Annotated in this window: 8 protein-coding genes; 7 read left to right on the top strand and 1 reads right to left on the bottom strand. The window is 36.4% G+C overall.

The window, feature by feature from the left end; translation table 11 throughout:
- The first annotated feature begins 227 nt into the window (after window positions 1-227).
- From CUN59_RS19815 to CUN59_RS19785, 7 genes are all read left to right on the top strand, one after another.
- Entirely contained in the window at window positions 228-1,598 is a 1,371-nt protein-coding gene (locus CUN59_RS19815) for an HlyD family secretion protein (RefSeq protein ID WP_104389448.1), read from the top strand.
- Between the two features lie 81 nt (window positions 1,599-1,679).
- A complete protein-coding gene (locus CUN59_RS19810) occupies window positions 1,680-3,674 on the top strand; it encodes an ATP-binding cassette domain-containing protein (protein ID WP_104389447.1) in 1,995 nt (664 codons plus the stop codon).
- A 61-nt stretch (window positions 3,675-3,735) separates the two neighbouring features.
- Window positions 3,736-4,842, top strand: coding sequence for an ABC transporter permease (locus tag CUN59_RS19805; protein ID WP_104389446.1), 1,107 nt, complete (start codon window positions 3,736-3,738; stop codon window positions 4,840-4,842).
- A 40-nt stretch (window positions 4,843-4,882) separates the two neighbouring features.
- On the top strand, window positions 4,883-6,004 hold the full coding sequence (locus CUN59_RS19800) for a DUF2705 family protein (protein ID WP_104389445.1): 1,122 nt from the start codon (window positions 4,883-4,885) through the stop codon (window positions 6,002-6,004).
- 272 nt (window positions 6,005-6,276) lie between these two features.
- A complete protein-coding gene (locus tag CUN59_RS19795) occupies window positions 6,277-9,483 on the top strand; it encodes a glycoside hydrolase family 15 protein (RefSeq protein ID WP_104389444.1) in 3,207 nt (1,068 codons plus the stop codon).
- Between the two features lie 38 nt (window positions 9,484-9,521).
- The gene (locus CUN59_RS19790; protein WP_104389443.1) at window positions 9,522-10,613 is read left to right on the top strand and encodes an AAA family ATPase; all 1,092 of its coding nucleotides are present in this window, start codon (window positions 9,522-9,524) and stop codon (window positions 10,611-10,613) included.
- Window positions 10,613-11,296, top strand: coding sequence for a DUF4276 family protein (locus CUN59_RS19785; protein ID WP_104389442.1), 684 nt, complete (start codon window positions 10,613-10,615; stop codon window positions 11,294-11,296). The genes CUN59_RS19790 and CUN59_RS19785 overlap by 1 nt, the downstream gene beginning before the upstream one ends.
- A gap of 51 nt (window positions 11,297-11,347) precedes the next feature.
- Here CUN59_RS19785 and CUN59_RS19780 read toward each other — a convergent pair whose 3' ends face one another.
- Window positions 11,348-12,298, bottom strand: coding sequence for an Rpn family recombination-promoting nuclease/putative transposase (locus tag CUN59_RS19780; RefSeq protein WP_104389441.1), 951 nt, complete (start codon window positions 12,296-12,298; stop codon window positions 11,348-11,350).
- Between the last annotated feature and the right edge of the window lie 233 nt (window positions 12,299-12,531).

The raw sequence follows: 12,531 nt of genomic DNA, 5'->3' as shown, positions 1-12,531 counted from the left end.
ATAAACGGTTATAGCTTTATTCAGCGACCCCTAAGTAATATTACTATACTTGATCATTACTGGTATAGGTGATTTGCAAAATAATAGTTATAATCACTATGGTTGCATTACAGATAATTACAAGGTTAGGGAGAATTGCATAAAAGTAAATTTTTTTGCAAATTTCTTGTAATATTACAGTAGACAGTCTAGTTTGAAGATAAACTTAGATCATCTAGGGTGCTACTATGTCTCAAACTGCGTCAACTCCGGACAGTTTTACTAATGTTCCTGCATCACCATCTAAACAGCAGAAGGGTAAAAAACCAGTTCCTTTGTTGTTGGGTTTGTTAGTTGTCGGCGGTGGTATTGTGTATGCAGTGTGGCAGAACCAACCACAAGAAGCAGCAGATATACTGAAACTCAGTGGCAGAATTGAGGGTTACGAAACAGAAATTGGTGTAAAACGCTCAGGTAGAATTGAATCAATTGTTGTCCGAGAAGGTGCGGAAGTCAAAAAAGGACAAGAATTAATTAAATTAGACGATAGTAATGATCAACTGTTACAAGAACAATTAAGAGGATCTGAGGCACGGGTAACATCTGCACAATCAGATGAACAGCAAGCACTTGCAGATGTAGATACGGCGCAAAGTCAACTTGAACAGATTAATAGTCAAATTAGTGAAGCCAAACTGAATTTACAACAGTCCGAAGGGGATACCCAAGGAAGAATTCAACAGGCATTATCTAATGTGGCGGCGGCTAGAGCACAGTTATTGCAAGCACAAGCCCAAGTTAAGCAAGTACAGGCAGAAGTGAAATTAGCGAAAATTAACCGCGATCGCTATAACCAACTTATCAAAGAAGGTGCTATTAATCAACAACAATTTGACCAAGCACAAACCACATTAGATACAGCCATGGCTACCCTAGAAGCCCGCAAGGCAGCCGTGAATGCCGGAAAAGAACAATTAAACTCAATTCAAGGGGCATTAACCCAAGCTAAAACAACAGGTTTTAATCCTAATATTCGCAACGCGCAATTAGAGGCTTTAAATAGAAAAAAAGACCAAAGTTTTGCTCAACTCAAATCTACTCAGGCGAAAGTGCGATCGGCTCATGGTAGATTCAAAGATGCTTTAGCATCAAAACAGCAAATTCTCACCCAAATAGAAGACTCGAAAAAAGATTTAAATGTTATTAGTCCATTAGATGGAGTTGTTACTGCCCGCAGTGTTGAACCTGGTGCAATAGTGAATAATCAAACTAAAATTTTAACCATAGTTGATCCAAAAAATATATATCTGCGTGGTTTTATTCCTGAAGGTGATATTGGTAAAGTCAGAATAGGACAAACTGCTAATATTTTTATTGATTCTGCACTGCAAAAACCACTAAATGGTAAAGTAATTTCTATTGATCCTCAAGCTTCTTTTACTCCAGAAAATATTTATTTCCAAAAAGATCGGGTAAGACAAGTAATAGGAGTTCGTATTCAAGTGGAAAATCCTCAAGGCTGTTTTAATCCTGAAAATCCCTATCAGGAATCAAATTTACCCTGCGCTAAAATTGGTATGCCCGCAGATGCGGAAATTAAATTACACGCTAAAAATTAGGTTTTAAGAGAAACGAACCGCAGAGGATAAGGAAGAATGAGGGTTTAATATAATTTTTGCGTAATTCATGGGCAATTAATAATGACTAATTACCAACTACCAATCACCAATCACCAAATAGAGGCTATTCAGGTTAGTAATTTATATCAAAATTATGGTAAGTTAGCGGCAGTTAAGGGAATTAATTTTACTGTTAATAAGGGTGAAATGTTTGGGTTAATTGGTCCTGATGGTGCTGGTAAAACTAGCACTTTTCACATTTTAGGTGGGGTGATGGAAGCGACTGCGGGGGAAGTTTTGGTATTTGATCAACCTGCAAGAGATGGGCGTTTAATGACGGGATATTTAACACAACAATTTTCTTTATATTTAGATTTGAGTATTGATGAAAATTTGCGTTATGCGGGAGGTTTACGACAAGTTGAGGATGATTTGTTATGGGAACGCAGTCATAAATATCTCACATTAATGAGTTTAGAACGGTTTAGTTCACGCTTGGCGGGTGAATTATCGGGAGGAATGAAACAAAAGCTGGCTTTATGTTGTGCTTTGGTTTCCCAACCGGAAGTTTTATTATTAGATGAACCGACTACGGGAGTTGACCCAGTTTCTCGGCGAGAATTTTGGGATGTGTTAGCAGAATTATCTGCCGAAGGGATGACAATTGTAGTTGCTACGCCCTATCTAGATGAGGCAGAAAGATGTCATCGGGTGGCGTTAATGTATAGTGGTGAAATTCATGAAATTGGTACTCCAGCCTCATTACGTGCTAATTTAGGACTACATCGTTTAGAGGTAAAAACTACAAATTTGGAAACCAGCGAGAAAATTCTCTTGCAGAATTTACATACAAATATAGCTGATGTGCAAACTTTTGGCGATCGCTTGGATGTCTTAGTTAAAGATATTGCTATAGGTGAAAATCAAGTAAATGAATTACTAAAAGAATATCATCCCCATATTGAACATAATGAACCTACTTTAGAAAACGTTTTTGTTACCCGTTTGCGACAACAGGGTTCAACACCACAATTTTTACAATTTCCCCGTTATCGTGGCGGAAATAAAAGTCAAGAAATAGATGAGAATATTAATAGAGAAAAAAATTCTTCTCCATTACTAATTACCAATTATCAATCACCATCTGCTGAAATTGCTATTTATGCAAATAATCTCAATCGTGTCTTTGGTAAATTTCAGGCAGTTAAAAGTGTTAACATTGAAGTACGTTATGGAGAAATATTTGGACTTTTAGGTGCAAATGGCGCAGGAAAAACCACCACAATTAAAATGTTATGTGGCTTATTGGCAGCTACTGGTGGAGAAATTTATTTAGGTGGAGAAACAGGAAATTTACGAAGTGCAGAATTAAGAAAACGTATTGGTTATATGAGTCAAAAATTTACCCTTTATGACGATTTAACAATTCTGCAAAACCTAGAATTTTATAGCGGCGTTTACAGCGTCCCCCGTAAACTGAGAAGAGAAAAAATTGATTGGGTAATATCTACCTGTGGGTTAGAAGGACGAGAAAATATGCTAACAGGGCAATTACCAGGAGGATGGAAACAAAGAGTAGCTTTTGGTGCTTCAGTCATGCACGAACCGGATATTTTATTTTTAGATGAACCCACATCAGGAGTAGACCCTTTAGCGCGTCGGCAATTTTGGAAGCTAATTAATGATTTTGCGCGAAATGGTACAGCAGTTTTAGTTACAACCCATTATTTAGAAGAAGCAGAACAATGTAATAGAATGAGTTTTATGGTAGCAGGAGAAATAGCTGCGGAAGGTTCACCCAGTTATATCAAAGCTTCCCAACCTGGAAAACTAATAGAAATAATTGTGAATCAAAATCAAACAGCTTCCAAACTATTAAAACAACAATTTGATTCTTGGAGAGTTTCTATTTTTGCCAATAGTTTACATATAGTTCTTGACAAGCCAGAAACTGAAATTCCCCAAGTAATACAAATTTTAAAATCAGCCAACTTTACAGTTGAATCTCTTCGTCCTATTGCTTTTTCCTTAGAAGATGCCTTTATTGGGATAGTACAAAGAACCGAAAACAATTAAAAATTGAGATATAAATGATCCATCTCTACTTGAGTAGGAATTGCTATAATATCTATTACCTATGAAAAGAATTATTTCCCAATGTATTAAAGAACTATCTCAATTTAAACGTGATAAATTGACATTAGCATTAGCCTTTTTATTGCCCTTTATGACATTATTGATTTTTGGTTTTGCCACCAGATTAGAAAGTCAAAATATTCCCTTAGTAGTCCAAGATTTTGACCATACAAACTTGAGTAATAGCTATATTGAAAAATTGTATGCCACAAATCAATTTATTCCTAAAGAATGGTTAGGAGGAAACCCAGCGCGAGATGCTATTGATAGAGGTATTGCCAAAGTAGCGGTAATTATTCCTCCCCAATTTAGTCGAGATATTCAAGCTAATAAACCTACTACATTACAAGTTTTAATTGATGCTACAGATGTTAATAATGCCCGTGTAATTAGAGGCAGTATTCAAAGAGTTACTAACTTCTTTATGCAGGAAGAAAAACTTTTACCAAGTAATAAAACTATTACAGCTAGAATCCGTTTATGGTTTAATCCTGGTAGATTAGAATCTCTATATATTGTTCCTGGAGTATATGGAGTAATTTTATGGATTTTTCCCTCTTTACTCACAGCAATAGCAATGGTAAGAGAAAAAGAAAAAGGGACAATTTTACAAGTTTATGCTTCTAGTATTAGTGCTACAGAATTGTTATTAGGTAAAGGAATGGCTTATTTATTAATTGCCATTACAGAAGCATTAGTTGTGATAGGATTAGGAACAATCATTTTCAAATTAAGCTTGGCAAACAATCCCATTACTTTATTATTAGGAACTCTCATATTTTTGATAGATAGTGTCATGTTTGGTTTATTAGTAGGGGTACGTAGCAATAACCAAAATTCCGCCGTACAAATCATTTCTTTAGTTGGGTTTATTACCTCTTTATTATTGTCTGGTTTTATTTATCCTCTCAATAATATTCCTTTTCCCCTTTCACTTGTACCTAACGTAGTTCCTGCCCGTTATTATATTGATATTACTCGTGATGCTTTTCTGCGTGGTACAGGGTGGCCAGGAGTTTGGTTTGATTTCCTCATGCTGACAATTTTAGGTTTGATATTTTTTAATGTCTCTCGGCGAATTTTAAGTAAAATGCAAATTAGTCATTAGTCAGTTGTTCGTTGTTATTTATTCGACTATTCCCTACTTTATGAAATTTATTCTCCAATTATTTGATAATCCATTTTGGGCATTAGTGCGGAAAGAAATTAATCAAATTTTACGAAATAGACAATTAATTGTTTTGTTGATAGTTCCTCCAACGGTACAATTATTGCTGTATGGGTTTGCACTTAATCCTGATGTCCACAATTTGAAATTAGGTGTCATTGATTATGCTAATGTAGCTGATAGTCGAGAACTAATTTCGGCAATGACTTCCAATCGGATTTTTACCTTAGAATCAGTACCAACTAGCGAAAAAGATTTAAGTCAACAAGTAGAAGAAGGAAAATTAGATGTAGGTGTGATAATTCCCCCTGATTTTCCGCGTAAATTGGCACAAAAAACCGCAGAAATTCAAGTTTTTATTGATGGAGTAAATGCCAATACAGCCGGCATTGCTGCTAACTATATGAATCAAATTGTTCAGCAATATAATTTGAGTTTGGAATCAGGTAAACGAAGTCCTCCCCTATCATCTCAAGTAGTATTTTTGTATAATCCTGGACTTACAAGTAGTTGGTTTTTTGTACCAGGAGTCATGGGTTTAGTTTTAACATTAATTGGTACATTAGTTTCTGCTGTCACTGTTGTGCGAGAGAAAGATACAGGAACTTTGGAACAATTGTTAATGACTCCGGCGGCAAATTGGCAAATATTATTATCAAAAATTGTCCCTTTGGTTTTCTTACTTATGGGGGATGTCATGTTAGCTTTAACCTTGGGAATTGTGGTCTTTAATTTGCCATTTCGGGGCAGTTTTTTATTATTTATTTCCCTATCAAGTATGTATGTGTTTGTGGGAATTAGTTTAGGGATTATGTTAGCCACTGTTTGCCGTTCTCAACAACAAGTATTACTCACATCTTTCTTTATTAATTTACCAATGGTGCAGACATCTGGGGCAATTTCTCCTATTGAAGCTATGCCTCCTTTTTTCCAAGTTTTATCTTTACTAAATCCTTTACGTCATTACATCACAATTGTGCGAGGTATTTTACTTAAAGGAGTTGGTTTAGATGTGTTGTGGATTCATATTTTAGCATTACTTGGTTTTGCTGTGGTGTTGTTGAGTATTAGTGTGAGTAAGTTTCGTAATCAGTTGAGTTAAGATAAATTCAAAAAAAGATAATTACAAAATCCCTTTCCCTAGTACCCGACGCTTCAACGCTACTATAAAAATTTCTGAAGTAGTCTTTTAAGCTGGGGATAAATGCGGTACGGAGGATTTATCCCCCAGGAACTTATGTTATATTACTAATTAATCCTACTCAAAAAACCATTCACCTCTGTATGATTTATACATATCCCTAGAGGAAAAATTATACAACTTTTTTATTTATCAGCCTCATAGCGACAAAGTTAAATTTTCTCATCACCATAATGAATACATCCACCACATCCCCAACTCCCTTAGATTTTTACTATCAGCAAATCAAGACAATTATTTTAGCGCGTCAAAATCCTATTACTGGTTTATTACCAGCAAGTACCGCTATCACTGCTCATGGAGATTATACGGATGCGTGGGTGCGAGATAATGTTTATAGTATTTTGGCGGTTTGGGGTTTAGCTTTAGCCTATCGTAAATTAGATCATGATGATGGGCGAACTTATGAATTAGAACATAGCGTTGTTAAATTAATGCGTGGCTTGTTATTTTCCATGATGCGACAAGCCCATAAAGTCGAAAAATTCAAACATACACAATCTTTATTAGATGGACTTCACGCCAAATACAATACATCCACAGGTGATATTGTCGTTGGTGATGATGAATGGGGACATTTGCAACTTGACGCGACATCTATCTTTTTATTGATGTTGGCACAAATAACCGCCAGTGGCTTATCAATTATTTTTACCTTGGATGAAGTTAACTTTGTTCAAAACTTAGTTTATTATATTGGTCGGGCTTATCGGACACCGGATTTTGGGATTTGGGAACGGGGAAATAAAATTAATCATGGTAGTGCAGAATTAAACGCCAGTTCCTTGGGAATGGCCAAAGCAGCATTAGAATCCATGAATGGTTTGAATTTGTTTGGTGTTCATGGTAGTCAAGCATCAGTAATTCATGTTTTACCAGATGAAATCGCTAGAGCTAGAATTACTTTGGAATCATTATTGCCTAGAGAATCAGGTTCTAAGGAAGTTGATGCCGCATTATTAAGTATTATTAGTTATCCTGCTTTTGCTGTAAAAAATGAAGCATTGCGAGAACGGACTTTTAAAGAAATTATTCATAAATTGGAAGGTAAATATGGTTGTAAACGCTTTTTACGAGATGGACATCAAACCGTTTTAGAAGACACCGAACGCCTACATTATGAACCTGGAGAACTAAAAGAATTTGAGCATATTGAATGTGAATGGCCATTATTTTTCACTTATTTACTTCTTGATGCATTATTTCGCAATGAACCAGGACAAGTTCAAAAATATCAGGAACTTTTAAAATCATTATTGGTAGAAGAGAATGGGTTACTGCTATTGCCAGAACTCTATTATGTTCCCGAAGAAAATATAGAAGCTGAGAAATTAAATCCTCAATCTCAGTTAAGATTACCTAACGAAAATATTCCTTTAGTGTGGGCGCAAAGTTTATATTATCTTGGTCAGATGTTATCCGAAGGCTTAATTTCCCTGGGAGATATTGATCCTTTAGGCAGACATTTAAACGTCGGCAAAAAGCGCAGTGCCTTAGTGCAAATTGCTTTAGTGGCAGAAGATGAGGCATTACAATCTCAGTTAGAAGTATATGGAATTGAAACCCAAACTCCTACCCAAGTAGCACCAATTCAAATTAGAAAATCTGAAGAACTTTCCCGAATTTATACACAAATTGGCAGAAATGATCAATTAGGTTTAACAGGCCGTCCCCTGCGAAGACTGAGAAGTTTAACAATATCGAGATTTTTTAGAATTCGAGATCAAACAGTTGTCTTTTTACCATCATTCCTAGATTCCCAGCAATTTTATTTAACTCTTGATTATCACTTTTTAGTAGATCAAATTAGAGGTGAATTAGCTTATATCCAAAAATATTGGACTGATTTAGGTCGTCCGACATTAACTTTAATGATTACTCGGACGATGTTAGAAACTGGTGCAGAAGCATTATTAGAATTAATGCAAGAACTTAAAGATGGTATTTGTAATGGAGTGAAGGTAAAATTAGGAAAACTCAATCAATTAATGCTAACAGCAGCAATTCAAAGAATTGATTTTTTGTCAAATGTAGAATTATCTCCATCATCTGTCATAGATCGGGGAATTCGTTGTTATTATCTGACTTCTGATTTACGAAAAAGTTGGTGTTTGGGACATACTCAAGAATTCCAAATGGAATGCGAAACTAACTTAGATTTACTATTAAAACATTTACGCTCATCAGAAAATATTTATGAGCAAATTGAATTACTGCAAACGTTAACCCGGTTAAAGGGTTTAGAATTTGATACAGGATATGCAGGTCCAAGTCATGCTGTAACCGTCGCTGATTTACTCGATGAAGTCTATACTAAAGCTGGAGATTTAGGACTGTGGGCGGTGGTAAGACGGGCTGCCGGTTTACGCCAAATGCTGGATATTGGCTTATCAGATGCCATAACGAGTATCTTAGTTCAAGGCAAGCAAATAGCGGTGGGTAGGGCTTATAGTCAAGCTTCCTTGATGGTTGTTCCCATGTCTGGAAATGAAATTGCGGATAAAATTAATAACTTCTGTCGTGAGGATATCCGCGATCGCGTTTTAACCCAAGAAATATTAATTTATATCGGTGTTTTAATCAAATCTGAACCGGAATTATTTCGGGGATTTCTGACATTAAGAGTCGGTTATTTAATTCTGTTAATTACTAGCGAAATAGCCAGGGAATTCATTCTTACTCAAGATGAAGCTTATGAAAAATTAATGCAATTATCACCTTTTGAAGTGAAAATGCGGTTGCGTCAAGTGTTAACTGGATATAGTGGTGTGAGTAGTTTATTACGTCAACAGGAATCATTGCACGTTAAACAAAAGGAAAGTGATATTGCTTGGGTTGTGTTACCTCCCAGTAGTGACGAAATAGAAGTTCCTCCCAATGGTTGGCGGAGATTTCGTCAAGCAGAAGGTGCATTGAATCGTGTACCCAAGGACTTTTTTAAACAAGTTTGGCTATTAATGCAGCATTGCAAAGGTGTAGTCATTGGGGATAAATTAGAACGCCGGAATCGTTTAGAAAGTGAAATTATGCTTTCGGAAATGACCGCCGGAGAAAGAAATTTTGCTTTATTAGTGGAACATTTACTGAATAAAATTGAAGCCCCTGAATATCGCCAAGTCAATGTAGAAGCCCTGATGGAATTGGCTACAATTGTGGCTAATAACCCGAACTTGCAAATTGAAGAATATATAGTTTTAGATGTGTTAATCGGTCATGCAGTGCGGTTAGCGTGGTTAGAAAATCATCCCCATCGTCAAAATAATTATGATGAAGATAAAGCTCATGCCTGGCCATCTTTTTATAATAGCTCTCCTCAAGATTGCGCTAATTATATTTTGAAGGCGTTTAGGTTCTTGACGGAGTTTGTGAAAGATGTTTAAACGTTTGCTATTCTTGGTATAAATACTAATTATCAACTATGCTGCAACGAGTAATTATTAAGGGGTTCAAGTCTATTAAGACAATGGATATTGAATTGCATCCCTTAAACATTTTGATTGGAGCTAATGGAGCAGGTAAGAGCAATCTGATCTCCTTTTTCAAGATGTTAAATGAGATGATGGCCGAACGACTTCAAGAATATATCGGCATATCGGGTTATGCTCAATCCCTATTGCACTTTGGACCGAAGGTAACACTGCAAATAGAGGCACAACTAGAGTTTGAAGTCGAGAATGGAATGGATACCTACAACCTGCGTTTGTTCCATGCCGCAGGTGATACACTGATTTTTGGCGAAGAGACACTGAGTTTCTTGCAAAAGGGTTGGTTATCTCCAAGAACCGACTCATTGGGTGCAGGACATAAAGAGACAAAAATTAAGGAAGCAGCAGACAGTGGGATGCAAACAGCCAAAGCACTCAGATTCTTGCTCAACTATTCCCGTGTTTATCACTTTCATGATACATCTTCTACTGCCCTAGTTCGTCAATCTTGTAATGTTAGTAATGACCGATGGCTAATGCCTGATGCTGGAAATTTAGCTGCATTACTCCTCCGATTCCGCGATGATAATAACACAGCCTATCAGCGTATTATTAAAACCATCCGTTTAATTGCTCCCTTTTTTGATGATTTTGTGCTTGAACCTAGAGCGAATTATGTTATTCTCAACTGGCGAGAAAAAGGATCAGATCAAGTATTTGGTCCACACCAATTTTCGGACGGTACTTTGCGTGCTATTTGCCTAACTACTTTGCTTTTGCAGCCAGAAAATGAACTTCCAGAACTCATTATTGTTGATGAACCGGAACTTGGTCTTCATCCCTACGCGCTCAATGTTGTAGCTGGGATGTTTGGTAAAGCTTCCTATCATACACAAATTTTAATTAGTACCCAATCTACTTCTTTTTTAGATAACTTTAATCCTGAAGATGTAATTACAGTAGATAGAGTGGGTAAGGAATCGCAATTTAAGCGGTTAAATCCTGAAGAATTAGAATCTTGGTTAGAAGAATATAGTTTAGGAGAAATTTGGGAGAAAAATATCATTGGTGGAGGTCCACACTAATGATACGACTCTATTTATTTGCAGAAGGACAAACTGAACAAACATTTGCCGATAATGTCCTGAAACCACACCTTGCCAAATACGATGTTTTTCTAGAAAAAAATATTCTTATAGCTCATGCAAGAAAAAAAGGTAAAGCTCATCGTGGTGGTGGTCGAAAATATGAACCAATGAAGGATGATATTTTGCGTTTTCTTAAACAAGAGAAAGGAGCTAATGTGTTCTTTACAACGATGATTGATTTGTATGCGATCGCTCCTGAGTTTCCAGGATTAAATGAATCCGAAAAACTGCGACAAAATACTCTACAACGGGTAGATTTTTTAGAAAAAAGCTTTGCTAATGACATTGATGATAGGCGATTTATACCGTACATCCAATTGCATGAATATGAAGCTTATCTTTTTTCTAATCCAACTTGTTTTGAGTTTCTTTATGATAACTGCTTAGACAAGGTTTCAGTTCTCAAGGTTATTGCTGATAGTTATGAAACTCCTGAGTTAATTAATGACGGGACAGAAACAGCCCCTAGTAAACGTATTATTGCCCAATTTCCTGATTATGAAAGAGCAAAATCTACTGTTGGTTCATTATTAGCTGAATCCATTGGATTAGAAGTAATTCGGAGTAAATGTCCTCACTTTAATTCATGGCTATTAAGACTCGAATCATTAGGTAAATAAGCTGACAGGGTAATATACAATTATGGTTGAATGATAGGTCAAAACCGCGTTTTACTTCTCAGAAACCTCTAAATTTTGCAGCCAACCAACTAAATCATCTAAACTTGCAAAATCTAACAACACCTCAGTTAAATCTTCCAATTGTTCCAGAGATAACTTCTCAATCTGCATTTTTAGCTGACTAGGAATTTCCCCGAATTTTTTAGATAACAACCGCAGGATAAGAGTTACTTCTCCCTCCTGTTTACCTCTTTGTATCCCTTGTTGTATCCCTTGTTGTATCCCTTGTTGTATCCCTTGTTGTATCCCTTGTTGTATCCCTTGTTGCAGACCTATTTCCGTGGCTTCTTCTTTTAGTTCTTGATATAAGCGAGTTTGCTCAAAAGTTATACCTAACATTGCTTCTATCTCCACACGACTTAGACGAGTAAACCTATAAGACATAATCGTGGTAATTATTTCCATTATCGCACGACTGTCTGCTGGTGCTTGTAACTCCTGCTGACAACGGTTGACTAAATATCGCGCTGCTGCTGGTGCTTTGTCTTGGGTGAAAGTTGTTAACACTAACAAACTGACATCAAGGGGTAATTGTTCAATTTCTCCCAACTCATCCAAATATACTCGATGTACTTGTTCCGAACTCAAAAGTGCGCGATAGGGGTGAATATCCCCTTGTTCCGTACTCCGAGTTGGATAAATTAATACCGCTTGCCAATCTTGAAACCGCTCTCTATTTCTGTAAAAATAGAGAAATAATTCCCCAAATAACCGTTCATACAGTCGCTCATCTCTTTGAAATTGTACCTCACAGAAATAAACAATTCCTGGTGTTTCTGTTTCCGGTGGTAAAAACACCCCGTCTATTTCAAATTTTGGTTCTTTTACCGCTACCGAATCGAAGCGATAACTAGCTGCATTTGCTGGAGGATTTGCCAATAACTCAAACAGTAGGGTTGGGTATTTTTGAAATAAATAATAAAAAATAGAGTCACGCCGCATATAAAAGTAGAAATCACCTTTTCATATACATTACCAGGAATAGCGTCACTGTCTATTTTGTGATTTTCATGACGGCCGAGATGGGAGTTTTTAACGGATTACAAAAAACCTCTATAGGCCAGGGTACAGCATTGCTAAATCCTGACCTATAGCAATAAAGGATTAAACCACTTTGTTAACCATACCTCCAGTCGGTTTGGTAATTCTTAGATTGGCAAGTGCGATCGCCAAGC

This window comes from Cuspidothrix issatschenkoi CHARLIE-1 (assembly GCF_002934005.1).
Taxonomy (GTDB): domain Bacteria; phylum Cyanobacteriota; class Cyanobacteriia; order Cyanobacteriales; family Nostocaceae; genus Cuspidothrix; species Cuspidothrix issatschenkoi.
Note: the sequence above shows the minus strand (reverse complement) of the source record. Positions and strands in the feature narration are given on the sequence as shown.

Coding starts and splice junctions, on each gene's coding strand:
- CUN59_RS19815 (WP_104389448.1), top strand. CDS start 228: ATGTCTCAAACTGCGTCAACTCCGGACAGTTTTACTAATGTTCCTGCA.
- CUN59_RS19810 (WP_104389447.1), top strand. CDS start 1,680: ATGACTAATTACCAACTACCAATCACCAATCACCAAATAGAGGCTATT.
- CUN59_RS19805 (WP_104389446.1), top strand. CDS start 3,736: ATGAAAAGAATTATTTCCCAATGTATTAAAGAACTATCTCAATTTAAA.
- CUN59_RS19800 (WP_104389445.1), top strand. CDS start 4,883: ATGAAATTTATTCTCCAATTATTTGATAATCCATTTTGGGCATTAGTG.
- CUN59_RS19795 (WP_104389444.1), top strand. CDS start 6,277: ATGAATACATCCACCACATCCCCAACTCCCTTAGATTTTTACTATCAG.
- CUN59_RS19790 (WP_104389443.1), top strand. CDS start 9,522: ATGCTGCAACGAGTAATTATTAAGGGGTTCAAGTCTATTAAGACAATG.
- CUN59_RS19785 (WP_104389442.1), top strand. CDS start 10,613: ATGATACGACTCTATTTATTTGCAGAAGGACAAACTGAACAAACATTT.
- CUN59_RS19780 (WP_104389441.1), bottom strand. CDS start 12,298: ATGCGGCGTGACTCTATTTTTTATTATTTATTTCAAAAATACCCAACC.